At 67.5% G+C, this 24,935-nt stretch carries 20 protein-coding genes; 11 read left to right on the plus strand and 9 right to left on the minus strand.

From position 1 onward, the window contains the following. Positions 1–44 precede the first annotated feature (44 nt). From BKE09_RS04570 to BKE09_RS04585, 4 genes are all read left to right on the plus strand, one after another. Positions 45–1,168, plus strand: a protein-coding gene (locus BKE09_RS04570) for an IS3 family transposase (protein ID WP_240502874.1) whose coding sequence is annotated in 2 segments (ribosomal slippage) — positions 45–285 and positions 285–1,168 — 1,125 coding nt in all. Because the reading frame shifts where the segments join, the coding sequence is not laid out codon by codon here. Between the two features lie 218 nt (positions 1,169–1,386). Then, complete coding sequence (locus BKE09_RS04575) at positions 1,387–2,865, plus strand: DNA-3-methyladenine glycosylase 2 (protein WP_014036464.1); 1,479 nt, start codon at positions 1,387–1,389, stop codon at positions 2,863–2,865. Then, positions 2,862–3,353, plus strand: a complete 492-nt coding sequence (locus tag BKE09_RS04580) for a methylated-DNA--[protein]-cysteine S-methyltransferase (protein WP_075674962.1) — start codon at positions 2,862–2,864, stop codon at positions 3,351–3,353. Before BKE09_RS04575 ends, BKE09_RS04580 begins: the two co-directional genes overlap by 4 nt. 413 nt (positions 3,354–3,766) lie before the next feature. Then, positions 3,767–5,017 (plus strand): ectonucleotide pyrophosphatase/phosphodiesterase, encoded by a 1,251-nt coding sequence (locus tag BKE09_RS04585; RefSeq protein WP_075674963.1) that lies wholly within the window; start codon positions 3,767–3,769, stop codon positions 5,015–5,017. A gap of 131 nt (positions 5,018–5,148) precedes the next feature. Here BKE09_RS04585 and BKE09_RS04590 read toward each other — a convergent pair whose 3' ends face one another. Both BKE09_RS04590 and BKE09_RS04595 read right to left on the minus strand, forming a co-directional pair. After that, entirely contained in the window at positions 5,149–5,328 is a 180-nt protein-coding gene (locus BKE09_RS04590; protein WP_004150462.1) for a 30S ribosomal protein THX, read from the minus strand. Between the two features lie 110 nt (positions 5,329–5,438). After that, positions 5,439–5,852, minus strand: coding sequence for a MerC domain-containing protein (locus tag BKE09_RS04595; RefSeq protein WP_075674964.1), 414 nt, complete (start codon positions 5,850–5,852; stop codon positions 5,439–5,441). A 135-nt stretch (positions 5,853–5,987) separates the two neighbouring features. Between BKE09_RS04595 and BKE09_RS04600 the strand changes: the two genes are divergently transcribed. The 4 genes from BKE09_RS04600 (at position 5,988) to BKE09_RS04615 (ending at position 11,871) form a co-directional block, all read left to right on the plus strand. Next, on the plus strand, positions 5,988–8,192 hold the full coding sequence (locus BKE09_RS04600; RefSeq protein WP_075674965.1) for a TonB-dependent receptor: 2,205 nt from the start codon (positions 5,988–5,990) through the stop codon (positions 8,190–8,192). A 276-nt stretch (positions 8,193–8,468) separates the two neighbouring features. Then, positions 8,469–9,035 carry a TetR/AcrR family transcriptional regulator gene (locus tag BKE09_RS04605; protein ID WP_010483118.1) on the plus strand — a complete coding sequence of 189 codons (567 nt, stop codon included), beginning with the start codon at positions 8,469–8,471 and terminating at the stop codon, positions 9,033–9,035. Beyond that, the gene (locus tag BKE09_RS04610; protein ID WP_075674966.1) at positions 9,035–10,708 is read left to right on the plus strand and encodes an MFS transporter; all 1,674 of its coding nucleotides are present in this window, start codon (positions 9,035–9,037) and stop codon (positions 10,706–10,708) included. Before BKE09_RS04605 ends, BKE09_RS04610 begins: the two co-directional genes overlap by 1 nt. Before the next feature lie 8 nt (positions 10,709–10,716). Then, positions 10,717–11,871, plus strand: a complete 1,155-nt coding sequence (locus BKE09_RS04615) for an HlyD family secretion protein (protein WP_075674967.1) — start codon at positions 10,717–10,719, stop codon at positions 11,869–11,871. Between the two features lie 92 nt (positions 11,872–11,963). Here BKE09_RS04615 and BKE09_RS04620 read toward each other — a convergent pair whose 3' ends face one another. The 7 genes from BKE09_RS04620 to creB form a co-directional block, all read right to left on the minus strand. After that, positions 11,964–12,455 carry a Fur family transcriptional regulator gene (locus tag BKE09_RS04620; protein WP_004150412.1) on the minus strand — a complete coding sequence of 164 codons (492 nt, stop codon included), beginning with the start codon at positions 12,453–12,455 and terminating at the stop codon, positions 11,964–11,966. A 34-nt stretch (positions 12,456–12,489) separates the two neighbouring features. Further along, positions 12,490–13,893, minus strand: coding sequence for a glutamate--tRNA ligase (gene gltX, locus BKE09_RS04625; RefSeq protein WP_075674968.1), 1,404 nt, complete (start codon positions 13,891–13,893; stop codon positions 12,490–12,492). 153 nt (positions 13,894–14,046) lie between these two features. Then, a complete protein-coding gene (locus BKE09_RS04630; protein ID WP_075674969.1) occupies positions 14,047–15,639 on the minus strand; it encodes a M20/M25/M40 family metallo-hydrolase in 1,593 nt (530 codons plus the stop codon). A gap of 127 nt (positions 15,640–15,766) precedes the next feature. Then, positions 15,767–16,177: a hypothetical protein gene (locus BKE09_RS04635; RefSeq protein ID WP_049446331.1), complete on the minus strand. Its 411-nt coding sequence runs from the start codon at positions 16,175–16,177 to the stop codon at positions 15,767–15,769. A 10-nt stretch (positions 16,178–16,187) separates the two neighbouring features. Further along, entirely contained in the window at positions 16,188–17,507 is a 1,320-nt protein-coding gene (gene creD / locus BKE09_RS04640) for a cell envelope integrity protein CreD (protein ID WP_075674970.1), read from the minus strand. An 81-nt stretch (positions 17,508–17,588) separates the two neighbouring features. After that, a complete protein-coding gene (gene creC, locus BKE09_RS04645) occupies positions 17,589–19,049 on the minus strand; it encodes a two-component system sensor histidine kinase CreC (protein ID WP_075674971.1) in 1,461 nt (486 codons plus the stop codon). 3 nt (positions 19,050–19,052) lie between these two features. Next, on the minus strand, positions 19,053–19,778 hold the full coding sequence (gene creB, locus BKE09_RS04650) for a two-component system response regulator CreB (protein WP_014036454.1): 726 nt from the start codon (positions 19,776–19,778) through the stop codon (positions 19,053–19,055). A gap of 35 nt (positions 19,779–19,813) precedes the next feature. Between creB and rlmJ the strand changes: the two genes are divergently transcribed. The 3 genes from rlmJ (at position 19,814) to mfd (ending at position 24,926) form a co-directional block, all read left to right on the plus strand. Next, positions 19,814–20,671, plus strand: coding sequence for a 23S rRNA (adenine(2030)-N(6))-methyltransferase RlmJ (rlmJ, locus tag BKE09_RS04655; RefSeq protein WP_075674972.1), 858 nt, complete (start codon positions 19,814–19,816; stop codon positions 20,669–20,671). A 95-nt stretch (positions 20,672–20,766) separates the two neighbouring features. Then, positions 20,767–21,312 (plus strand): GNAT family N-acetyltransferase, encoded by a 546-nt coding sequence (locus BKE09_RS04660; RefSeq protein WP_004150340.1) that lies wholly within the window; start codon positions 20,767–20,769, stop codon positions 21,310–21,312. A gap of 149 nt (positions 21,313–21,461) precedes the next feature. Continuing rightward, positions 21,462–24,926: a transcription-repair coupling factor gene (mfd, locus tag BKE09_RS04665; RefSeq protein WP_075674973.1), complete on the plus strand. Its 3,465-nt coding sequence runs from the start codon at positions 21,462–21,464 to the stop codon at positions 24,924–24,926. The last annotated feature ends 9 nt before the right edge of the window (positions 24,927–24,935 follow it).

The raw sequence follows: 24,935 nt of genomic DNA on the forward strand, positions 1-24,935 counted from the left end.
CCTGGACACTCGATAGGGATCAATTTCGAGAATCGAGGCAACCCATGGCAAATCAGATCACGCAGGGCATGAGAGACGAGGCCGTTCGCCTTGTCGTTGTGGAGGGGCAGACCGTCAGGGACGTTTGCCAACTGATGGATGTCGGTCCCACGGCATTGAGGCGCTGGATTGAGCAGTGGCGCCGCAAACATGAGCCTCAGGCCCAGGCTCCTCCGCCAGACCCCCAGGTCAGAATCGCCGAACTGGAAGCCCAGAACCGCCGGCTCAAGGAGGAGCGGGATCTCCTAAAAAAATCCATCGCCTTCTTCATTCGGGACAGCGATCACCGGAACAAGTGATCGAAGAATTGGGGAAGGCTGCTCCAATCCGGCTGCTGTGCGAGTTGATGGGCTATCCCCGCAGCAGCTACTACGCTTGGCTGCGCCGGGAACCTCAGATCGATCAGCAGTTTCTGGACCAGGTTGAACTGGTGCGTCGCATTCATGAATCCAGTCGCGGCAGTTATGGGTCCCGCAGGATGGTCAAGGAATTGGCCAACAAGGGCCTGGAAGTCGGACGCTACCGTGCTCGGACGCTGATGCGCAGGGCTGGAGTGAGGGCTCGACAGCACCGGCGGCACAAGTATCACAGCCTTGGGCCACAGGCTTTGACGGTTCCCAATGTATTGGACCGACAGTTCAACCCGACAGCGCCCAATCGGGTTTGGGCAGGCGATATCACCTACATCCCGACCCAGCAGGGCTGGCTCTATTTGGCCATTGTCGTGGACCTGTTTGCTCGCCGGGTGGTGGGTTGGGCTCATTCCCACGAAGCGGGCGCGTGGCTGGCCGTCAGGGCGCTTCAGGGGGCGTTGAAGCAGCGCCGTCCCAAGACGGGGCTGTTGTTTCACTCCGATCAGGGCCGGCAATACACCAGCCATGCTATGGCCGAGATCCTGCGCGACAACGGGATCATCCAAAGCATGAGCCGTAAGGGCAACTGCTGGGACAACGCCGTGGTGGAGCGGACCTTTGCCACCCTCAAGGGAGAATGGCTCTACTCCAAGTACCCGGCGCGGCAGGAGGCGGTGGCCGATATCGAACGGTTCGTAGACTGGTACAACCACCGTCGGCTGCACACCGCCAACGGCCTGGTGCCGCCTGCCCTCCACGAAGAGCAGGCAGCCTGAACACCCCTTGAGAGTGTCCAGAAAAGCTTGACCACCACAGGTTTACGGCGTGTCCTGCCAGCCCACACCGCCCCGCCATCCCACGGACTGCCAGCTTTTGATTGAGACGTTGACGGTGACGTTGCGGGTGCAGGGCTGCAAGCCCTGCCAGTACCCTCTCCAGCATCCATGTCCGAATGTGGCGAGTATTGCCACCCGCACCCGCCTAGACTGGCGCCATGGACACCGCCCTCGCCCTCGACACCGCCGCCTGCGACCGCGCCCGCCTGGCCCGCGACGCACGCTTCGACGGCGTGTTCTTCACCGCCGTGCGCAGCACCGGCATCTATTGCCGCCCGGTCTGCCCGGCACCGCCCCCGAAGCCGCGCAACATCACCTACTACCCGACCGCCGCTGCCGCTGCCGCAGCCGGCTATCGCCCGTGCCTGCGCTGCCGCCCGGAGCTGGCACCACAGGCCCAGCAGGCACTGGCCGGGCAGACCGTGCAGCGCGCCCTGGCCCTGATCCACGGCGGCTTCCTGCAGGAGCAGCCGGTGGCCGATCTTGCAACGAAGCTCGGCCTCAGCGCGCGCCAGCTGCAGCGCCTGTTCGTCGAACACCTGGGCGCGACGCCCGGGCAGATCCATGCCACCCATCGCCTGCTGCTGGCCAAGCAGCTGCTGACCGAAACCACGCTGGCGGTGACCGACGTCGCGCTGGCCGCCGGCTACAACAGCCTGCGCCGTTTCAATACCGCGTTCCTGCAGGGTTGCGGCATGGCGCCCACCGCACTGCGCCGCCAGCATCAACCGCTGGCCGCCGACGATGGCGGCCTGGTGCTGCGCCTGGGCTACCGTCCACCGCTGGACTTCCCGCGCATGCTCGCGTTCCTGCGCAAGCGCAGCCTGCCCGGCATCGAACTGATCGGCGAAGACAGCTACCAGCGCGTGCTGGGCACGCCGGAGCGCCCCACCCTGCTGCGCGTCACTGCAGACCCGAAGCGCCCGGAGCTGCGCCTGCAGCTGGGTGCGGTGGATCCGCGCCTGATCCCGGACATCGTGCGCCGCGTGCGCCGTGTCTTCGACCTTGATGCCGATCTGCAGCAGGTGCATGCCGCGCTCGGCGAGGAACCTCTGCTGGCGCGTGGCATCGCCGAGCGCCCCGGCCTGCGCGTGCCCGGTGGCTGGGATGGCTTCGAGGTCGGCGTGCGCGCCGTGCTCGGCCAGCAGGTCACGGTTGCCGCAGCCACCACCTTCGCGCGGCGGCTGGTCGATGCCTATGGCGCGCACCTGCCGGGCATGCCGTCCGACTTCGATCGCCAGTTCCCGGCACCCGAGGTATTGGCCGAGGCGCCTCTGGAATCGATCGGCCTGCCGCGCAGCCGCGCCGCCACCGTTCGCGCGTTGGCCACCGCCTGCGCCAACGGCCAGCTCGACTTCGGGCCCGGCCAGGCGCTGGAAGAATTTGTTGCCCGCTGCGTGGCACTGCCCGGTATCGGCCCATGGACCGCGCAGTACATCGCCCTGCGTGGCCTCGGCCAGCCCGATGCCTTCCCGGCCGGCGATCTTGTACTGCAGCAGGTGCTCGGCCACGCGCAGGGCCAGCGCCTGAGCGAGCGCGCGACCGAAGCACGCTCGCAGCCGTGGCGCCCATGGCGCGCCTATGCCGTGCTGCACCTGTGGCACCTGTCCGGCACTTTCGTTGGAGAACCGACATGACCCTGTTGTTCGATCGTTTCGACAGCCCGATCGGCGTGTTGACCATCGCCGGCGACGAGCGTGGCCTTTCGCATGTGCTGTTCCCGGAGAACCGCCACCCCGCACGCGGGAGCGATGACTGGCACTACGCACCGGATGCATTGCCGGAAGCGCGCGAGCAGCTGCTGCAGTTCCTGCACGGCGAGCGCAACAGCTTTGACCTTGTGCTGGCGCCGCGTGGTACGCCGTTCCAGCTGCGCGTGTGGCAGGCGCTGGCGCTGATTCCGTTCGGCCAGACCTGGAGCTACCTGCAGCTGGCGCAGCATCTGGGACAACCCAGCGCGACCCGCGCGGTGGGCGCGGCCAATGGTCGCAATCCGTTGCCGATCATCCTGCCCTGCCACCGCGTGATCGGCAGCAACGGCGCGCTGACCGGCTTCGGTGGCGGCCTGGAAACCAAGGCCGCGCTGCTGCGGCTGGAACAGCGCCAGGCCCCGCTGTTCGCCTGAGAGGGCTGGCCGGGCTGCGCCCGGCACCCGCAGAGGCTAGAGCAACAGCGGGCTTCCTGCGGGGAGGCGGGGTGGGTCCAGTTGCAGGGGACGCTGCAAGTACGTCCCTGTAAGCTCGGTCGCGCCATCCATGGCGCTCACGCCCCTGCAACCGGACCCACCCCGCCTTCGACAGGTTCCTGCGATCTGTCCAAACGTCATTCTGCGCAACTGTTGGCAGGTGTCGACCTTGGTCGGCACGGTAGATCCACGCCATGCGTGGATGGAAGCATCAGGGACATGCTTGGAGAAATGCCCCCTTCTTGTTGAAGGGGGCGCGCCGACAGGCGCGGGGACAAGGAAAAAGCGCGGACACGGCGCGCGATAGCACGCCGTGTCTTGGGGGCGTCATTGCAGCGGCTTATCATGAGCAGATGACTTCCGTACGCCTGACCTGTTCGCTGGCGCTGCTGCTGCCATTGGCTGCCTGCACCACTGCGCCCGCCCCTACTGCCTCCGTTCCCACGTCCGTCGCTGCGGCTACGCCGCCGAAGCTGCTGCTGATCTCCATCGACGGCCTGCGCGCCGATGCGCTGGACCGCGGGCTGACCCCGAACCTGCAGCGGATGATCGACGGCGGCGTGCGCGCTCGCTGGATGACGCCGTCCTATCCTTCCCTGACCTTCCCCAACCACTACACGATCGTCACCGGCCTGCGTCCGGATCACCACGGCATCGTCAACAACAGCATGGACGACGCAGCCCTCGGCCGCTTCGAACTGGGCAACCGTGAAGCGGTGACCGACAGCCGCTGGTGGGAGGGTGAACCGATCTGGGTCGGCGCGGAAAATGCCGGCGTGCGCACCGCCACCACGTCGTGGCCGGGCAGTGAATCGGAAATCCGGGGTGTGCGCCCCAGCCAGTGGCGCGTCTACGACGGCAAGGAACCGCTGGAGCAGCGCGCGGGCATCGTGCTCGACTGGCTGGCACAGACCGATGCCGATGCTCCCCGCCTGACCACGCTGTACATGGAGCACGTAGACAAGGCCGGCCACAACTACGGCCCCGGGTCGAAGCAGTACGCCGACGCGATCGTACGCGCCGATCTGATCGTCGGCCAGGTGCTCGACGGCCTGCAGCAACGCGGCCTGGCCGCCACCACCAATGTGATCGTGGTATCCGACCACGGCATGGCATCGGTGCCTGAAAGCCAGGTGATTTCCACCGAATCGATGGTCGATCCGGCCATCGCACGCAATGTCAGCCAGGGCCAGTCGGTGGGCTTCGCGCCAGTGGCCGGTCGTGAGGCGGAGGCCGAACGTACCCTGCTCGGCCGCCACGCGCACTACGAGTGCTGGAAGAAGGAGAACCTGCCGGCACGCTGGCACTACGGCACCCACCCGCGCATTCCGGCCATCATCTGCAACATGGATGAAGGCTGGGACGCGCTGCACCAGCAGAAGCTCGCCAAGCGCGTCCACCAGGACCGGGGCTCGCACGGTTACGACAATGCCCTGCCGTCGATGCGTGCGGTGTTCGTGGCCAGCGGCCCATCGTTCCGCCAGGGCCTGGTGATCGACGGCTTCGACAATGTCGACGTCTACCCGCTGCTGGCCCACCTGCTGCAGGTGCCGGCCGCGCCGAACGACGGCAATGCGGAGACGCTGAAGAAGACGCTGCGCTGACGCCCCTGTAGAGCCGAGCCCATGCTCGGCTGCATTGCGCCAGCCGAGCATGGGCTCGGCTCTACAAGAACGTGCATAAAAAAACGCGGCGCCAGGCGCCGCGTTTTCCTTGGACCGGTCGGTCGGCCGGATCAGGCCTTGGCGACGGCCTTCTTCGCCACAGCCTTCTTCGCCGGAGCCTTGGCCACGGTCTTCTTGGCAACCGGGGCGGCGGCGCCTACGGCGACCTTGCTCGCGGTGTGCGAACGGGCGTTGCCGTAGCTGGCGTTGTAGCGCTTGCCCTTGGCGGTCTTGCGGTCACCCTTACCCATGTCTTCAACTCCTCAAGTGTGAAATCTGGTTACCCCGTACTGACACGGGTTCGGCGGGGCCGCCTTGCTGGGCGCCCCCGCGCACGATCGGAAATCCTATCACGGCGGGCCTAGTGCGCGCAGCTTGCGTCGTGCACGTGGCCGTGGTTGAGGCGCAGGTTGACCAGGTGGGCAACGCCCACCAGCAGGCCGCCGATGGTCATCACCACCGCATGTGGCACCGCATTGTGGTGCAGCGGGTCGTACAGCACGCCGGCCCACAGCGCGACCAGGCCGGGGATCAGGAAGCCGAGCGCGCGCAGCGCACCGTGGCGGCGATAGCCCCAGACCAGGCTGAACAGCCCGAGCAGGGTCACGAACACCACCAGCGCCCGTTCCACGCCATCGCTCAGCCAGAACGACAGGCCCAGCGACGGCGCCGCCGCCAGCAGCACGGGGATCACCGCGCAATGCACTGCGCACAGCATCGAACCAGTGGCACCGAAACGGTCGAGCAGGTGGCGCAGGCGTGAGGACAGGGACATGACTTCCAGCAGGGTCGGCGAATCGTTATGGAATAATATAACATCCCTCTCCGACCCGCACGGTTTCCCTCCCCCTGTCCCATCGACGGGATTCGTGCGCCCCGTGATTGATACATTGTAACAAAGGACCTGCCCATGCCCGCCCACACTCCTCGGCTCAAGCCGCATTCCCTGGCCCTGGCCCTCGCTGCCCTGTTGCCGTCCGTCGCCTTTGCAGCCGGCCAGGACACCTCCCATCGTGACCGCCACCTGACCGAGCTGTCGTCGGTGCAGGTCACCGCGTCGCCGCTGCAGGGCGATGCAGAATCCCTGGCGCGCCCGGTGGACGTGCTGGCCGGTGAGCGCCTGGACGAGCAGAAGGCCGGCACCCTGGGCGATACCGTGGCCAAGCTGCCCGGCGTGCAGAGCACCTTCTTCGGCCCTGGCGTCGGCCGCCCGATCATCCGCGGCCAGGAAGGCCCGCGCGTGGCCGTGCTGTCCAACGGCATGGGCAACATGGACGCCTCCACGGTCAGCGCCGACCATGCCACCAGCATCGAGCCGTTCCTGGCCGACCAGATCGAAGTGCTGAAGGGTCCGGCCACGCTGCTGTTCGGCAGCGGCGCCATCGGTGGTGCGGTCAATGTGGTCGATGGCCGCATCGCGCGCGAACTGCCGGAGCGCCCGCTCAGCGGCCGCGCCGAGCTGCGTGGCAATTCGGTGAACAACGAACGCAGCGGCATGTTCCGCCTCGACGGTGTCAGCGGCAATGTCGTGCTGCACGTGGATGGCCTGGTGCGCAATGGCGACGACTACCGCATTCCCGGCTACGCGGTGATCGACAGCCTTGAAGACCACCATGACCACGATCACGACCATGATGCGGCCGAGGGCGAAGAACCGCGCCGGGGTCGCCTGGACAACAGCTCGATCCGCACCCGCGCCGGTGGCGTCGGCGCAACCTGGCTGGGCGACGGCGGCTACTTCGGTGTGTCGGCCAGCACCTACCGCACCAACTACGGCATTCCCAATGGCGCGCACGTGCATGCCGATGGTGATGATCATGGCCATGACCACGGCCACGACCATGGCGATGAAGAGGAAGGCGGCGACGAGCATGACGTGCGCATCGACATGGTGCAGAACCGCTTCGAGACCAAGGCCGGCATCTACAACCCGGTCTCGTTCCTGAAGAACATCAACGCACGCGTGGCCTACACCGACTACGAGCACGTGGAGCTGGAGGCCGGCACGCCGTCCACCCGCTTCACCAACCGTGGCATCGAGGCGCGCCTGGAAGCCGTGCAGCAGCAGATCGGCGGCTGGGACGGTGCCTTCGGCCTGCAGTTCGGCAACAGTGATTTCGGCGCCAAGGGCGAGGAGGCGTTCGTACCGGATACCGGCACGAAGAACATCGGCCTGTTCGTGCTGCAGGAGAAGCAGTTCGGCCCGTTCAAGCTGGAACTGGGCGGCCGCCACGACCAGGTCAAGCTGGACCCGACCGGTGACTACCGCCGCCGCACCTTCGGCGCTACCAACCTGTCTGCCGCCGGCATCTGGAAGCTCAACGATGCCGTTGACCTGCGCATCGGCGTGGACAGCTCCGAGCGTGCACCGACCAACGAAGAGCTGTATGCCGCCGGCGCGCACATCGCCACCCGCTCTCTGGAAATCGGCGACGCCAACCTGAAGACCGAGCGCGGCCAGCGCATCGAGCTGGGCATCCATACCCACAGTGATCGCCTGGACTTCTCCGCGTCGGTCTACCAGACCAAATTCAAGGACTTCATCTACCTGGCCGACACCGGCGTCACCGAGGGCCTGCCGGTTCGTGCGTGGACCCAGCAGGACGCGGTGTTCCGCGGTGCCGAGGCCGAAGCGCTGGTGCACCTGTTCGAGGGTGGCGCCGGTGACTGGGACCTGCGCCTGTTCGGCGACTACGTGAAGGCCAAGCTGGATGGCAGCGGCAGCCGCAACCTGGACATCGCCGTGCCGCACGGCGACCACAACCACAACTACTCGGTGGAACTGGCCAATACCGGCTACCTGCCGCGCATCGCTCCGGCCCGCGTCGGCGCCGACCTGCGCTGGTCGAAGGACGGCTGGCGCGCCTCGGTCGGCGCGGTGCGTTACAGCCGCCAGAAGGACGTCGCCCAGAACGAAGAACCGAGCAACGGCTACACCCTGGTCGATGCGCACCTGGCCTACCGTTGGGACCGCAACGCGAGCAACAGCTACGAGGTGTTCCTGGATGGCAGCAACCTGACCAACCGCGAAGTGCGCCCGCATACCTCGCTGCTGCGCGACTACTCGCCGCTGCCGGGCCGCGGCGTCGCATTCGGCATCCGCGCGTTCTTCTGATTCTCCTCCATCCACGCATGGCGTGGATCCACTGCACCACGCCGGGGGTCGGATCCCATTCCGCAGGAATGCGCTCTGACCCCAGCCCGAGACCACGCATGGCGTGGATCTCCTTGCCACTCCTTCCACATGTACACAGCGGGGGCCTTCGGGCCCCTTTTTCATTTCGCCCCACGCCATCACACATCCGTCACAAAGATGTGCGTACGACAACAACCGGACAATCCCGTCACTCAAAGTCTCGCCAAACGGACACTTTTGTCCGAAAATAATTCCATGACCGCTCAACGTGCCGATGCTGCTGCCCGCCGTGCCCTCATCCTCGACGCCGCCGATCATGTGTTCGGCCAACACGGCGTCACCGCCCCGCTGGACCTGGTGGTCGAACGCGCCCAGGTGGGCCGCGCCACCCTGTACCGCAACTTCCCCGACCGCACCGCGCTGATCCAGGCGCTGCTGCAGCGTACGGTCGACCGAATCCGGCGCCAGGTCGAACAGCTCGGCGACCGCGACGACGCCCTGTTCGAGGTGTTCGAGGGCATGGCCCAGCGCATCATCGATTCGCCGGCGCTGGCCGATTACTGGCGCGCGGTCGACTCCGATGTTCCTGCCATGCGCACCGCGCGCGAAACCGTGCGCGACCTGCTGGAAGCGCCGATCGCCCGCGCCAAGGCCGCCGGCCTGTGCCGTGCCGACCTGGAGAAGACGGATATTTCACTGATCTCGGGCATGCTGGGCGCCGCCCTGCGCGGCAAGACCCGTGACGAGCGCGCCCACCTGGCCGGGCGCGCCCTGCAGCTGCTGCGCGGGGGTCTCCAGGGAGCAACCAGCGAGGCCCGCTGATGGTCCAGCCGTATCTGAAGCCGGTTCCGGATTGGGAGGAGCACGAGAAGCCGACCATGCCCGGTTCGGCATCGATGCCCTGGCATCCGCCCTATCGGCGCGTGGCCTATGCCCTGGTGTCGCTGCTGGTGGCGATCACCGGCGGCCTCGGCAATGCGCTGGTCACCGCCAACCTGCCGTTCCTGCAGGGCCAGCTGGCACTCACTCCGACCCAGGGCAGCTGGCTGGTGGCCGCCTATGCGATGGTGAATGTCACCGCCAACCTGCTGGCCTTCAAGTTCCGCCAGCAGTACGGCATCCGCCTGTTCGCCGAGATCGGCCTGGGCCTGTATGCGGCGCTGGCGGTGCTGCACCTGTTCGTCGGCAGCTTCGAGACCACGATGCTGACCCGTGCCGCCAGCGGCTTCGCTGGTGCGGCCTGTTCGACGCTGGGCACGCTGTACATGCTGCAGGCGCTGCCGCGGCGGTTCACCGGCAACCTGCTGGTGATCGGTGTCGGCCTCTCGCAGCTGGCGGTGCCGATTGCCTGGATCGTATCGCCGGGCCTGGTCGATACCGGCCAGTGGCACCAGCTGTACTCGTTCGAAGCCGGCCTGGCCCTGTGCGCGTTTGCAGCGGTGGTGCTGCTGAAGCTGCCGCCGGGCATCCAGGTGAAGGCCTTCGAGCCATTGGACTTCCTCACCTTCGCCCTGCTTGCGCCGGCGGTCGCGCTGCTGGTGATCGTGCTGGCGCAGGGCTATACGCGCTGGTGGCTCAACACCGCGTGGCTGGGCTGGGCGCTGATCGCCTCCATCGCGCTGACCACCGTCGCACTGATCATCGAACACTACCGGCGCAATCCGCTGCTGCAGATCCGTTGGCTGTCGACACTGCCGGTGCTGCATTTCATCGTCGGCGCCTTCCTGATCCGCTTCCTCACCACCGAGCAGTCCTACGGCGTGGTCAACCTGATGCGCACGCTGGGCATGGGGCCGGACCAGATGCGGCCGCTGTTCGTGGTGATCCTGGCCGGGGTGATCGTCGGCATCGCCGGCGCCTCGCTGACCTTCGGCCCGAAACGGCTGATCGCGCAGCTGTTGATGGCGATCCTGCTGCTGGGTGCCGCCGCGTTCTTCGACCAGCACCGCACCAGCCTGGACCGGCCGCACGACTTCTACGCCAGCCAGTTCCTGGCCTCGGTCGGTGCCGGCATGTTCATGGGCCCGCTGATCATGCTCGGCATCTCGGCCGCGTTGAAACAGGGCGTGGACCACATGATCACCTTCCTGGTGACGCTGTCGATCACGCAGACCCTGGGCGGCCTGGCCGGTTCGGCGGTGCTCGGCACCTTCCAGCTGCATCGCGAGCAGCTGTACTCCAGTGCGTTGACCAGCCAGCTCGACCCCGCCGACCCGGTGGTGGCGCAGCGCCTGCGCCTCCAGCAGCAGCTGTACAGCGCACAGATCACCGACCCGGTGCTGCGCAGCGCGCAGGGCAGCGCGCAGCTGGCGCAGACCGCGCGCCGCGAAGCCAACGTGCGCGGCTTCAATGATGTGTTCACGCTGAGCGGCTGGCTGGCGATCGGCTTCCTGTGCTGGTTGCTGCTGCTGACGCTGCGCACCGCCGTGCTCAAGCAGTGGCGCAAGCGCCACCCCGCCCTTTCCACTACGGCCACGCTGGCCGCGCCCCGTTGAGTCCCCCCATGCCTCCCGTCCCGCCCCGCCCCGACGACACCGACAACGTGACCCCACCACCGCCGACCGACGCGGCGCCCGCACCCACCCCGGCAGAACCCGCGGTCGCGCCGAAATACCTCAAGCCCAGCGCGCGCAGCGTGGTGGTGATGGTGGTGGTGGCCTTGCTGGGCATCGCGCTGATCCTGCGCGCCTGGCACCTGTGGCCGTTCACCAGCAGCGTGATGGTGACCGACAACGCCTATGTGCGCGGCCAGATCACGGTGATGGCGCCGCAGGTGAACGGCTACGTGACCGAGGTGCTGGTGAAGGACTTCCAGCATGTGAAGCAGGGCGAGCCGCTGCTGCGCATCGATGACCGTATCTATGCGCAGCGTGTCGCCCAGGCGCAGGCGACGCTGGACAGTGCGCAGGCAGCATTGGCCAACTCGGACCAGTCGCAGGCGCAGAATCGTGCGCAGATCGCCTCCGCGCAGGCCACGCTGTCGGCCGGCCAGGCCGAACTGCAGCGCTCGCGCAACGAGACCAAGCGTTATGAGGAGCTGGCCGCGCAGCAGCTGGTGTCGGTCAACGACCGCGACAAGTTCCGCACCACCCAGGCCTCGGCGCAGGCCAGCGTGCAGCAGTCGCAGGCGCAGATCCGCATCGCCGAGGAAACGCTGGTGTCGACCCAGGTGGCGCGCAAGAGCCTGGAAGCCCAGGTGGAGAGCGCACAGGCACAGCTGGAACTGGCGCGCATCGACCTGGCCAACACAGTGATCCACGCGCCACGCGACGGCCAGATCAGCGAAGCCAGCGTACGCGTGGGCCAGTACGTCGCAGCAGGTTCGCAGCTGCTGTTCCTGGTGCCTGACACATTGTGGGTGGTGGCCAACTACAAGGAAGGCCAGACCTGGGGGATGGCCGTCGGCCAGCCGGCCACGTTCTCGGTGGACGCATTCCACGGCCAGGTGCTGCGCGGCCGCGTGCAGGAGATCGCGCCCGCCACCGGGTCGGAGTTCAGCGTGCTGCGCCCGGACAATGCCAGCGGCAACTTCACCAAGGTGGTGCAGCGGCTGCCGGTGCGGATATCGATCAATGAAGGCCAGAAGCTGGCCGCGCAGCTGCGTCCAGGCATGTCGGTGATCGTGCGGGTGGATACCCGCTCCAAGCCGATGGACTAGCCTTGTCATGAAACGGGGTCAGATCCCTTTGCCAATGGCAAAGGGATCTGACCCCGCTCCTATGCCGGCCAGCGGCCGGCACTACCGTTGCGCTACCCGGCGCAGCGCGCGCAGAGGCCGTGCACTTCCAGGGTCTGCGCCTGCGGCTGGAAGCCCAGCTCCTTGGCGCGCTTTTCCAGCTGGGTGACGATCTCGCGGTCTTCCAGTTCCACCGCGCTGTGGCAGCTGTTGCAGATCAGGAACGGCACCGAGTGCGCGGCACTGCTGGGGTGATGGCAGGCCACGAAGGCATTCACCGACTCCAGCTTGTGCACGAAGCCATTGGCCATCAGGAAGTCCAGCGCGCGGTACACGGTGGGCGGGGCATCAGCGCCCACGCCCTTGCCGTTGCGCACCCATTCCAGCAGCTCGTAGGCCTTGACCGGCTTGCCGGCCTCGGCGATCAGCTTCAGCACATTGGCGCGGATCGGGGTCAGGCGCAGCCCGCGTTCGCGCGAGACACGCTCGACCACCGCCACGAAATCCGACGCATCGTGGACGTGGTGGTGCGGGGCGGTACAGGCAGTGGCGGTCTTGGCGGGCATGCGTGTTCTCCGGTTCGGGCCTGGCAAGGATGCCTCAGGCCGTTGCTACCTTGGTGATGGCCACATCAATGCGTTTCAAGGCCTGCTCGCGGCCGGCCAGGTACACGGTATGGGAAATGTCAGGACTGACCTGGGTACCGGTGATGGCCACGCGCAGCGGCTGGGCGACCTTGCCCATGCCGATCTCCAGCGCGGCGGCCGCATCGTGCAGGGCCACGCCCACCGATTCGGCGGTCCATTCCGGCAGCGCTGCCAGCAGTTCGCGGGCCTTGCCCAGCGCCACCTCGGCGCCGGCCTTGAAGTGCTTGGCCACCGCCGCTTCGTCGTACTCGGTCAGCGGCTGGTACCAGACCACCGCCTTATCGGCCATTTCCTTCAGGGTCTGCACGCGTTCACGCAGGGCGACCACCACGTCCTCCGGAGCGGGGCCGGCGGCCACGTCCAGGCTCAGCTTCTGCAGCTGGTAGACCAGGTGCGGCACGATGGCGGCCACGTCCTCGGTCTTCAGGAAGTGCTGGTTGACCCAGCCCAGCTTGGCCATGTCCAGGCGCGAGGCCTTGGAGTTGCAGTCCTTCACGTCGAACAGGTCGATCAGCTCCTGGCGGCTGAACAGCTCCTGGTCACCGTGCGACCAGCCCAGGCGGGCCAGGTAGCTCAGCAGCGCATCGGGCAGGTAGCCGGCGTCCTTGTACTGCATCACGTCGGCCGCGCCGGTGCGCTTGGACAGCTTGGCGCCCTGCTCGTCGAGGATCATCGGCATGTGGCCGAACTTCGGCACCGGCGCGCCGATGCCTTCGTACAGGTTGATCTGGCGCGGGGTGTTGTTGATGTGGTCGTCGCCGCGGATGACCTCGGTGATGCCCATGTCCCAGTCGTCCACCACCACCGCGAAGTTGTAGGTGGGGTAGCCGTCCGGGCGGAAGATGACCATGTCATCCAGCTCGCTGTTGGCGATCTCGATGCGGCCCTTGATCAGGTCGTCGAACACCACCGTACCTTCCAGCGGGTTCTTGAAGCGGATGACGCGGTTCGGGTCGTCCTTGTACGGCAGGCCCAGTTCGCGTGCAGCGCCGTTGTAACGCGGCTTTTCCTGCCTGGCCATGGCGGCCTCGCGCATCGCGTCCAGCTCTTCGCGGGTTTCGTAGGCGTAGTAGGCCTTGCCGTCGGCGATCAGCTGCTCGGCCACTTCCTGGTAACGGGCGACGCGGTCGGTCTGGTAGATCGGGCCCTCGTCGTAATCCAGGCCCAGCCACTCCATCGCCTCCAGGATGGCGTCGATCGCGCCCTGGGTGCTGCGTTCACGGTCGGTGTCCTCGATGCGCAGCACGAACTCGCCGCCACGGTGGCGGGCCTCCAGCCAGCAGTACAGCGCAGTGCGGGCACCACCGATGTGCAGGTAGCCGGTGGGACTGGGGGCGAAGCGGGTGCGGCAGGTCATGGACGGCTCGAGGAACGGGAATCCCCCGATTTTACCAGCCCACCGCCCCCTGCGGAAAAAGGGGACGGAGGGGATTAAGTCGCGATTGCCCAGCCGCTGGGCCTGCAACCGGGAAACGGAGGGGAGATACGACTTAATCCCCTCCGTCCCCTTTTACGGTTCTACCTTGCGCGGGAAGGACTGCTCGCGCATCGCGGCGTTGTAGGCGAACGAGGCGACGATGGCCGCGGCCTGCTTCAGGTCTTCCGGTTCGGCGTGGTCCCAGGTGTCCAGGTGGCTGTGGTGGACATTGGTGAAGTAGTCCAGCCGGTCCTGGATGAACTGGAAGCCCGGCAGGCCGATGCGGTCGAAACTGATGTGGTCGGTGCTGCCGGTGTTGCGGGTGGCCACGGTGGTGGCGCCGACGTCATGGAACGGGGCCAGCCAGGCTTCGAAGATCGGCATCGCCGCCAGGTTTTCCTGCGCGTAGATGCCACGGAAGCGGCCCGAGCCGTTGTCCATGTTGAAGTAGACCTGGAACCTGCTGTAATCGCGGGTCTTCTGCAGCGCGCCGGTCGGTTCGCGCAGCGAGGCCGGCAGCGCCTTCTGCGCCGGGTCGGTGGGTTCCGGGAAACGGCCGAAATGCTTGGCCACATAGGCCTGCGAGCCGACCAGGCCCTGCTCCTCGCCGCTCCACAGCGCCACGCGGATGGTGCGCTTGGGCCTGGCGCCGGTGGCCTTGAGGATGCGCATGGCCTCCATCATCACCGCCACGCCGGCGGCGTTGTCGGCCGCGCCGGTGCCGCTGTGCCAGGAATCCAGGTGCGCACCGATCATCACCACTTCATCGGGCTTGCTGCTGCCGCGGATCTCGGCCAGCGTGTTGTAGCCCGGCTGGTCGGCTTCATCGGTGAAGCGCGCGGCCACATCCACGCGCAGGCGCACGCTCTGCTTGGCCTTCAGCGCGCGCACCAGCGGGTTGAAGTGCTCGCTGATCATCGCCAGCTCGGGAATGCCGACCGGCTCGCCGGCCTTGCGCGAACCACCACCGGCAACGCGGATGATGCCGTTATCCCAGCTGCTGATGCTGATCGAGGCCAGCGCGCCCTCTTCGACGAAGAACGCATTGACCTTGGCTGCCAGCTGCTGGCGTTCCTGGTACTCCTTGACCCGCTTGGCGCGCTCGGCGGTGGCATCCTGGTCCTTCGGCAGGGTGAACTCCTGCAGGCCTTCCAGCGAGGTCGCGTCATGCCGATGGGAATCCGGCTCGGTGCCGCGCTTGTACTCGCGCGCTTCGCCCAGCAGCAGGATCTTGCCGCGCAGCTTGCCGCGGTACTTCTCGATGTCTTCGGGCTTCTTGATCTCGACCTGCACCAGCTCGCCTTCAACCGGGCCCTGGGTGCCCGGCGTCCACGCCTTCGGCAGCGCGTGCAGCGGCTGGATGCGGTCACCCAGCATTTCCACGCTGGCCGAGGTGAACTCCCAGCCACGGCCGAAGTCATCGAAGGCTTCGTCGTGGACGTTGTCCAGCTTCCATTCGTTGAACTTGCCACGGGTCCACGCGTTGGCGCGGCCCATCGCCGGTGAGTTGGTCAGCCGCGGGCCGATTCGCTCGGTGAGATAGCTGAAGGTGTCCATCACCTGCGAACGGTGGAACGCCTCCTGGCGGATGCGGCTGACCATGTCCAGGTCCACCGTTTCACGCTGCTGCGCCGCCGCATTGCCACCCATCGCCAGCGCTACGGCCAGCACGCCCCACTTCAACACATCGCACCCCTGCCTTGCGGCCTGCTCATCAACCCATCGAGTCTAGCCAGCAGGAGCGCGCCGATACCGTCCCATCGGTCATGGACAGCGATAGTAGATCCACGCCATGCGTGGATGAACAGCCGAATCACCCACTCCATCCCAGCCACAGCTGCGCCCGCTCCGGCAGCAGCAGCAACCAGTGCCTCCGGTCGATGCTGCTGCAGCCGTATACCGCCGCATGCGCGGGCCAATCATCGGGCAGGCCACCGATGCCGATTTCGGTCAGTGCGTCCGCCCCGGCCTTCCATGGCCGGTAGCGCGGCACCTTCCCCGCCAGCGCACCGCGTCCCTGCCGCGCGCCCTGCAACCAGGCCAGGCCCTTGCCCTGCAATCCCTCGCAGGTCACCGCGGCCAGCTGGAAGCGGACCAGGCCGGGGGCGATCCGTGCCCCCGGCAGGGCCGCCAGCACGCCATGTGCCTGCAGCAGTGCATCCACTTCCAGCAGGGCTGGAATGCCCTGCCGTGCCCGTTGCCGCAATCCCTGGCGCCAGCTCATGGCGTGCTCCTTACTTCAGGTCCGCGCCAAGCGCGTACCAGTCGACCCGGCGGGTCACCCACATCGCCAGCGCCAGGATCACGAACAGCAGCAGCGACCCCATCAGCAGCGCGTTGTTCTCCGACACCAGCAGGCCATACAGCGCGCCGTACAGCACGGTCAGCAGCGCAGCGAAGCCGAGGCCGCGCTTCCAGTGGCCCAGCACGTTGGCCAGGTACACCGCCTGCAGGCCGATGCAGGCCACGGCCGAGACCAGGTAGGCCTTCCAGAACGCGATGTGCTCGGACAGGCTGATCAGCAGCAGGAAGAAGATCGCCAGTGCCAGGCCGACCATCAGGTACTGCAGCGGATGGATGCGCAGCGACTTGATCAGTTCGAACAGGATGAAGCCGACGAAGGTCAGCACCACGAACAGCACGCCGTACTTCGAGGCACGGTCGGCCTGGGTGTAGGTATCGACCGGATCGACCAGCGACACGGTCACCGCCTGCGAATCGATCGAATCCTCGCTGCGCAGCTGGCGCTGTGCATCGGAGGCCAGCGAGGACACCGCCCAGCGGGCATCGAAGCCCTGTGCATCGACGCGGCGTTCGTTGGGCAGGAAGGCGCCACTGAACGATGGGTGCGGCCAGCTCGAACGCAGCGCAATGCGGGTGTCATCGCCCACCGGCACCACCGACAGCATGCGGCTGCCATCCAGGCGCAGCTCCAGTTCAACGGTGCTGGCGGCCAGCGCGCCGCCCTGATCCGCGGCGAAACCGCTCACCGGCGCATGCAGGCCACGGCCGATTTCGCTGGCCGCCCCAACACCGGGCAGCAACCGCAGCTGCTTGCCGTCCACGCGCAGGTTCGGCGTGCCCACCAGGCCGCGCACGTCGGAAACCCCCAGCGCCACATAGGGCTGGCCATAGGTACGGCCGGTCTTCGTCGGATAATCGTCTTCGGCGAAGGTCGCCTTCAACTGGCCATTCCAGCTGTACACCGGCACCTTGAACAGGCCCACCTCGCGCTGGCTCGGCAGCATCTCGCCGCCCACCTCCAGCGACACCGGCATCTGCAGCCAGTGGCCCTCGGTGACCTGCATCTCGGTCTTCTTGTTGCCCTGGGCGTCAACCACCTCGACCTGCTGACGGTCCACCCACGGCACCACACGTACCGGGCCCACCAGCTGCTGCGTGCCGGCCCGGCTGTCGGCCACCCGGGCAAAGGCCTCGTCGCGGTACTGGCTGCGCTCGGTGATGACCCCGCGGATCATCATCAGCGGCACCAGCAGCAACAGGATCAGCCCGCCGACAATGGCGAACCGCAGCAGCATCTTCAGGGATTTCATGGTCCATCCTCGTTGGAGAGGGCTGCAGGATGGACCGCTGCGGTGAGCAGGGTTTGTGGCGAATTTGAAGCGAGTGTGAAGTCAGCGGCGCGGACGCTGGCCCGGCAGTGCCAACGGCAGCCACAGGCTGGCCACGGTGCCACCGCCATCGCGGGCGTCGAGGCTGGCGCGACCATCATGCAGGCGCGCGACCTCCTGCACGAACGGCAGGCCCAGGCCGGAACTGCGCCGGCCGCTGCCGGGGCGGGCCAGCGAATAGAAGCGTTCAAACACCCGTTCGCGCGCGTAGTCGGGAATGCCAGCACCGCGATCCGCTACCTGCAGGCGCACGCCCTGCCCGTCCACCTCGGCCTGCAGCGCGATGTCCGCGCCGGGTGGTGAGAAGGCAATCGCGTTGTCGATCAGGTTGTGCAACGCCTGCCGCAGCAGATAGGCATCCCCCTGCACGCGCAGGTCGGGCACGCTGCCGATGCAGACCTGCACGCCGGCCGCCTGCGCACGCACCTGCGCCGCCGCTGCCGCATCGGCCAGCAAGGTTGGCAGCGCGATCGGATCGCGGGTCTGCAGCCAGCCGTGCTGTTCCACTTCCGCCAGCGCCAGCAGCTTGTCGATGGTCTCGGTCAGCCGCTCCTGCTGGTCGACGATGCTGCGCGCGAAATGCACGCGGTCGGCCTCGGGCAGCGGCTCCTGCAGCAGCTCGGCGGCACCGCGGATCGCCGCCAGCGGGCTCTTCATTTCGTGCGTCAGTGACTGTACGTACTGTTCCACGTAAGCCTTGCCTTCCAGCTTGCGGCGCATGGTTTCCAGCGCCTGGCCGAGGTCACCGATCTCATCGCGGCGGCGCCGTGGCGGTGGCACCGGTTCGCCGGCGCTGACCGCGCGTGCATAGCGGCTGAGCTGGCCGAGGCCGGTGGTGAGCCACATCGTCACCAGCACGCCGACCAGGGCAGACAACCCGATCAACCAGGCACCGCGCTCGATGATGGCGCGCTGGCTGGCGGCGATGAACGGATCGATGCTGCGGTTGGGCTGGGCCAGGCTGAGCACGCCGATCAGGGTGCGGCCGTCGGCCGGGTCGTACACCGGCGCCGCCACATGCATCACCGTATCGCCTTCTTCGCCTGGCACTTCCGGGCTGGAGCGGGCGCCGTACTCGCCACGCAGGGTGCGGTAGACATCGTTCCAGCGTGAATTGTCACGCCCGAGGTCGCGGCCCAGCGAGTCGTAGATGACGATGCCCTTGGCATCGGTGATGGTCACCCGGTAATCCAGCGAGCGCTTGGGAAAACGCCAGACCATCGCCTTCAGGTCGCGCTGCCGCGCCTTGGCCAGGTTGCGGGTGAAGCTGCCGCTGCGGATGGTGCCGTCCTTGACGTCGGCGGCGGCCATCTCGGCCAGCACGTTGGCCGCGTCGACCAGGGTCGATTCCATCGCCTGGCGCACACCCGGCTTCACTTCGTTGACGAACACGCGCATCACGAAGAAGGCCGCGATGCCGGTGATCAGGAAGAAGCCCAGGAACAGCTTCAGTACCAGGCGCATCGGCTAGACCTCCAGCGCGTAGCCAAGGCCACGGTGGGTGCGGATCGGGTCGTCGCTGGCACCGGCCGCACGCAGCTTGGCGCGCAACGTTTTTACATGGGTGTCGACGGTGCGGTCGGCGCTGTCGGCACTGCTGTCCCAGCCCCGGTCCATCAGCTGCGCGCGGCTGAGGATGGCACCCGGGCGCTGCAGCAGCGCTTCCAGCAACGCGTATTCGTAGCGGGTCAGGTCCAGCGCATGGCCGCGGAAGCGGATGCGCCGGCCTTCGCGGTCGATGGCGAAGGCCCCGTGTTCCTGCCAGCCGGCGTCCGCGCGGGGCGCTGCGACAGCCGGTGCCGCACGGCGCAGGCGCGCACGCACCCGCGCCACCAGCTCGCGCGGCGAGAACGGTTTGGTCATGTAATCGTCGGCGCCCAGTTCCAGGCCGAGCACGCGGTCCACTTCATCGTTGCGGGCGGTCAGGAAGATCACCGGCAGCTGCGCCGCCGGCCCGGGCTGCGCGCGCAGCCGCCGGCAGACCTCGAAACCGCCCAGGTCCGGCAGGCCCACATCCAGCACCACCACGTCGATATCGCCGGCCTGCAGCCGTTGCAGGGCCTCGCCGCCCAGCAGGCAGTGGCTGGCGGCATAGCCTTCGCTGCGCAGCGCATAGAGCACGGTTTCGGCGATGGCGGCTTCGTCCTCGACCACCAGGACATGGGCAACGGGAACTGTCATGGCGCGCAGCATAGCCGCTGCGGCCGCCGCCCCGTACACTGCCGCCCATGAACTATCGCCACGCCTTCCATGCCGGCAACCACGCCGATGTGCTCAAGCACATCGTGCAGCTGGCCCTGATCGACAGCTTCAAGCGCAAGGACAGCCCGTTCTTCGTGCTCGACACCCACGGCGGTGCCGGCCGCTACCTGCTGGCCAGCGAAGAGAGCCGCAAGACCCTGGAGGCCGAATCCGGGATCATGCGCTTGATGGCCCAGCCCAAGCTGCCGGAGGTGGTCGAGCGCTACCTGAAGGCGGTGCAGGCCGACAACCCGGTCGGCGCGATGACCAACTACCCGGGCTCGCCGCTGCTGAGCGCACAGGCGATGCGCGCGCAGGACCGGATGGCGGTCTGCGAGCTGCAGGAAGCCGAAACGGCCACGCTGAAGGCCCTGTTCGCCCATGACAGCCGCGTCGATGTGCGCCCCGGCGATGGCTACGCCCTGCTGCGCTCGCTGCTGCCGCCGAAGTTCAACGGCAGCAAGATCGGTCGTGGCCTGGTGCTGATCGACCCGCCGTACGAGGCGCAGGACGCCGAGTACCAGGCCGTGCTGTCCGCCCTGGCCGAGACCCTGGCACGCTGGCCGCAGGCCACCTGTGCGGTCTGGTTCCCGATCAAGCAGCGCCGCACCATCCTGCATTTCCTGCGCAAGGCCACTGCCCTGCCGGTCAAGTCGGCGATGACGATCGAGTTCCTGGTGCGCCCGGACGACTCGCCGCTGCGCCTCAACGGCAGCGGCATGCTGCTGCTCAACCCGCCCTGGCAGTTCGACCGGGTGGTCGGCCCGGCCCTGCCGGCGCTGCGCCAGCACCTGGGCGAACCCGGGGCCAGCACCCGCCTGGATTGGCTCAAAGCCCCCGAATAACGGCCTTCACGAGGCTGTACCGCCGTGAGCCTTTCGTTCACGGAATGCAGCCCCGGTGATGCCACAATCGATGGACCACCAAGGAATCACCCGGTATGGCCACTCGCAACCGCATGCCGCCCTGGCATGAGATCTTCAAGGCTCCCAGCGGCCACGAGCTGCTGATCCGCCCCATCCGCCCGGAAGATGGCGCACCGCTGCAAGCGGCGTTCAGCCTGTTCGGGCCGGAAGAAATCCGTGATCGTTTCCTGCAGGCGGTGACCGAGCTGTCGCCGGAAACCACCCAGCGCCTGACCCACCCGAATCCCAAGACCGAGATCACCCTGGTCGCAGCCGAATCCCTGCCCGCTGGTGAAGCAGTGGTCGGCGCGGTCGCCCGGGCCTCGATCATCCCCGGCACCCGTGAAGCCGAGTACGCGATCCTGATCAGCCGCTTCCTCATTGGCCAGGGCCTGGGCCGGCAGCTGATGCGGAAGCTGGTGAAGTGGGGCCGCGGCAAGTACCTGGACCGCCTGTACGGCGACGTTGCCGCCGAGAACGAGCCGATGAAGCAGCTGGCCGCCTCGCTGGGCTTCAAACCGGTGCCGCACCCGACCGGTGCCGAAGGCCTGGTGCGGATGGTGCTGGAGCTGGACAACTGACGGTAGCGCCGGGCATGCCCCGGCGACGCATTCCGGTAGTGCCGGCCGCTGGCCGGCATTGCGCTACCCCAACGGCGCATGAGGCTGCCGGCCGGCAGCCGGCACTACACACCGAGCCGGGCTGGGGCTTCTGCTAAAATCCGGGGTCCATGTCGCGTACCTCATACCCCGCCCCGCCGCTGCCGCGCGCCGGCCAGCTCCGCGCCTGGTGGCGCGCCCCCGCATCGCCGACCGCCCTGGCCTGGTACCTGGCCCAGGCCGCGCGTGCGCATGACGCGCCCCTGCTGGTGATCGCCCGTGACAACCACGGTGCCAACCAGCTCGAAGCCGACCTGCACACCCTGCTCGGCGGCGACCCGGCCCTGCCGGTGGTCGCCTTCCCGGACTGGGAAACCCTGCCCTACGACCGCTTCAGCCCGCATCCGGACATCATTTCGCAGCGACTGTCCGCCCTGCACCGCCTGCCCACGCTGAAGCGCGGCCTGGTGATCGTGCCGGTGCAGACCCTGCTGCAGCAGCTGGCCCCGCGCAGCTACGTGATCGGCGGCAGCTTCGACCTGAAGGTCGGCCAGCGCCTGGACCTGGAAGCCGAAAAGCGCCGCCTGGAAAGTGCCGGCTACCGCAACGTGCCGCAGGTGATGGACCCGGGTGACTTCGCTGTGCGCGGCGGCCTGCTCGACGTGTACCCGATGGGTGCCGACGAGCCGCTGCGGGTGGAGCTGCTGGACGAGGACATCGATTCGATCCGTGCCTTCGATCCGGAAAGCCAGCGTTCGCTGGACAAGGTCGAGGCGGTGCACATGCTGCCGGGCCGCGAAGTGCCGATGGATGAAGCCAGCATCGCCCGCGTGCTGGCCACGCTGCGCGAGCGTTTCGATGTCGATACCCGGCGCAGTTCGTTGTACCAGGACCTGAAGTCCGGACTGGCGCCGGCCGGCGTCGAGTACTACCTGCCGCTGTTCTTCGAACGCACCGCGACCCTGTTCGACTACCTGCCCGACGGCAGCCTGCCGGTGGTCTGCGCCGGTGCCGGCGAAGCCGCCGAGGCATTCTGGGCGCAGACCGGTGAGCGCTACGAACAACGCCGCCACGATGTGGAACGGCCGCTGCTGCCGCCGTCGGCGTTATACCTGTCGCCGGAGCTGCTGCGCGAGCGCCTGAACGATGCCCCGCGCATCGAGGTGTGGTCGGCTGACCATGCGCGCATCGCCGACGCGCACGCGCTGGGCGACCAGCCGCTGCCGCCGCTGCCGGTGGCCGCGCGCGAGGCGCCCGCTGGCGACGCGCTGAAATCCTTCCTCGGCCACTATCCGGGCCGGGTGCTGATCGCCGCCGATTCGCCCGGCCGCCGCGAGGCGCTGCTGGAAGTGCTGCAGGCCGCCGAGTTGAAGCCGCCGGTGGCGGCCGACCTGCCCAGCTTCCTCGCCGACGATGCGCGCTTCGCGATCGCGGTGGCGCCGCTGGAGGATGGCTTCGCGCTGGACGATCCGCGCATCGCGGTGCTGACCGAGCGCCAGCTGTTCCCCGAGCGCGCCGGCAGCACCCGCCGCACGCGCCGTGCCGGCCGCGAACCGGAAGCGATCATCCGTGACCTCGGCGAGCTGACCGAAGGCGCGCCGATCGTGCACGAGGATCATGGCGTCGGCCGCTACCGTGGCCTGATCGCGATGGACGTCGGCGGCATGCCCGGCGAGTTCCTCGAAATCGAATATGCCAAGGGTGACCGGCTGTATGTGCCGGTCGCCCAGCTGCACCTGATCAGCCGCTACTCTGGCGCTTCGGCGGAAACCGCGCCGCTGCATTCGCTCGGCGGCGAACAGTGGAGCAAGGCCAAGCGCAAGGCCGCCGAGAAGGTGCGCGACGTCGCCGCCGAGCTGCTGGAGATCCAGGCCCGCCGCCAGGCGCGTGCCGGCCTGGCACTGCAGGTGGACCGCGCGATGTACGAGCCGTTCGCCGCCGGTTTCCCGTTCGAGGAAACGCCGGACCAGCTGGCCGCGATCGACGCCACCCTGCGCGACCTGGCCAGCAGCCAGCCGATGGACCGCGTGGTCTGCGGCGACGTCGGCTTCGGCAAGACCGAGGTGGCAGTGCGTGCGGCATTCGCGGCCGCCAGTGCCGGCAAGCAGGTGGCCGTGCTGGTGCCGACCACGCTGCTGGCCGAACAGCATTACCGCAACTTCCGCGACCGTTTCGCCGATTACCCGCTGAAGGTCGAGGTGCTGTCGCGCTTCAAGACCACCAAGGAAATCAAGGCCGAGCTGGAAAAGGTCGCCGCCGGCACCATCGACGTCATCGTCGGTACCCACCGCCTGCTGCAGCCGGACGTGAAGTTCAAGGACCTGGGCATGGTCATCGTCGACGAGGAGCAGCGTTTCGGCGTGCGCCAGAAGGAAGCGCTGAAGGCGCTGCGCGCCAACGTGCACCTGCTGACCCTGACCGCCACGCCGATTCCGCGCACGCTGAACATGGCCATGGCCGGCCTGCGCGACCTGTCGATCATCGCCACGCCGCCGCCGAACCGGCTGGCGGTGCAGACCTTCATCACTCAGTGGGACAACGCGCTGCTGCGCGAAGCCTTCCAGCGCGAGCTGGCGCGCGGTGGCCAGCTGTACTTCCTGCACAACGACGTGGAAAGCATCGGCCGCATGCAGCGCGAGCTGTCCGAGCTGGTACCGGAGGCGCGGATCGGCATCGCCCACGGGCAGATGCCCGAGCGCGAGCTGGAAAAGGTGATGCTGGATTTCCAGAAGCAGCGCTTCAACGTGCTGCTGTCGACCACGATCATCGAGTCGGGCATCGACATCCCCAACGCCAACACCATCATCATCAACCGCGCCGACCGCTTCGGCCTGGCCCAGCTGCACCAGCTGCGTGGCCGCGTCGGTCGTTCGCACCACCGCGCCTACGCCTACCTGGTGGCGCCCGACCGCCGTTCGATCACCCCGGATGCGGAGAAGCGCCTGGAAGCGATCGCGTCGATGGACGAGCTCGGCGCCGGCTTCACCCTGGCCACGCACGATCTGGAGATCCGCGGTGCCGGTGAACTGCTCGGCGAGGACCAGAGCGGGCAGATGGCCGAGGTCGGCTTCAGCCTGTACACCGAGCTGCTGGAGCGCGCGGTGCGCAGCATCAAGCAGGGCAAGCTGCCCGACCTGGATGCCGGCGAGGAAGTGCGCGGTGCCGAGGTCGAACTGCATGTGCCGGCGCTGATTCCGGAAGACTACCTGCCGGACGTGCACACCCGCCTGACCCTGTACAAGCGCATATCCAGTGCGCGCGACAGCGATGCGCTGCGCGAGCTGCAGGTGGAGATGATCGACCGCTTCGGCCTGCTGCCGGATGCGGCCAAGCACCTGTTCGCCATCGCCGAGCTGAAGCTGAAAGCCAATACGCTGGGCATCCGCAAGCTCGACCTGGGCGAGAACGGTGGCCGCATCGTGTTCGAATCCAAGCCGAACATCAACCCGATGGCGGTGATCCAGCTGATCCAGAAACAACCGAACCTGTACGCCATGGAAGGGCCTGACAAGCTGCGCATCAAGCACCCGCTGCCGTTGCCGGAAGACCGCTTCAACGCGGCCCGCGCCCTTCTGACCACCCTCGCCCCGGGTTGATCGCCCCCG

This window comes from Stenotrophomonas sp. TD3, from assembly GCF_001939825.1.
Classification (GTDB): Bacteria; Pseudomonadota; Gammaproteobacteria; order Xanthomonadales; family Xanthomonadaceae; genus Stenotrophomonas.

Bases quoted from the DNA above. Each gene is read 5' to 3' on its own strand.
- creB (WP_014036454.1), bottom strand. From the start codon at position 19,778: ATGCTGCGCGCCATGACAGTTCCCGTTGCCCATGTCCTGGTGGTCGAG.
- BKE09_RS04635 (WP_049446331.1), bottom strand. From the start codon at position 16,177: ATGAGCTGGCGCCAGGGATTGCGGCAACGGGCACGGCAGGGCATTCCA.
- BKE09_RS04580 (WP_075674962.1), top strand. From the start codon at position 2,862: ATGACCCTGTTGTTCGATCGTTTCGACAGCCCGATCGGCGTGTTGACC.
- BKE09_RS04575 (WP_014036464.1), top strand. From the start codon at position 1,387: ATGGACACCGCCCTCGCCCTCGACACCGCCGCCTGCGACCGCGCCCGC.
- creC (WP_075674971.1), bottom strand. From the start codon at position 19,049: ATGCGCCTGGTACTGAAGCTGTTCCTGGGCTTCTTCCTGATCACCGGC.
- BKE09_RS04660 (WP_004150340.1), top strand. From the start codon at position 20,767: ATGGCCACTCGCAACCGCATGCCGCCCTGGCATGAGATCTTCAAGGCT.
- BKE09_RS04590 (WP_004150462.1), bottom strand. From the start codon at position 5,328: ATGGGTAAGGGTGACCGCAAGACCGCCAAGGGCAAGCGCTACAACGCC.
- gltX (WP_075674968.1), bottom strand. From the start codon at position 13,893: ATGACCTGCCGCACCCGCTTCGCCCCCAGTCCCACCGGCTACCTGCAC.
- BKE09_RS04615 (WP_075674967.1), top strand. From the start codon at position 10,717: ATGCCTCCCGTCCCGCCCCGCCCCGACGACACCGACAACGTGACCCCA.
- creD (WP_075674970.1), bottom strand. From the start codon at position 17,507: ATGAAATCCCTGAAGATGCTGCTGCGGTTCGCCATTGTCGGCGGGCTG.
- BKE09_RS04605 (WP_010483118.1), top strand. From the start codon at position 8,469: ATGACCGCTCAACGTGCCGATGCTGCTGCCCGCCGTGCCCTCATCCTC.
- rlmJ (WP_075674972.1), top strand. From the start codon at position 19,814: ATGAACTATCGCCACGCCTTCCATGCCGGCAACCACGCCGATGTGCTC.
- BKE09_RS04595 (WP_075674964.1), bottom strand. From the start codon at position 5,852: ATGTCCCTGTCCTCACGCCTGCGCCACCTGCTCGACCGTTTCGGTGCC.
- BKE09_RS04585 (WP_075674963.1), top strand. From the start codon at position 3,767: ATGACTTCCGTACGCCTGACCTGTTCGCTGGCGCTGCTGCTGCCATTG.
- mfd (WP_075674973.1), top strand. From the start codon at position 21,462: ATGTCGCGTACCTCATACCCCGCCCCGCCGCTGCCGCGCGCCGGCCAG.
- BKE09_RS04610 (WP_075674966.1), top strand. From the start codon at position 9,035: ATGGTCCAGCCGTATCTGAAGCCGGTTCCGGATTGGGAGGAGCACGAG.
- BKE09_RS04600 (WP_075674965.1), top strand. From the start codon at position 5,988: ATGCCCGCCCACACTCCTCGGCTCAAGCCGCATTCCCTGGCCCTGGCC.
- BKE09_RS04620 (WP_004150412.1), bottom strand. From the start codon at position 12,455: ATGCCCGCCAAGACCGCCACTGCCTGTACCGCCCCGCACCACCACGTC.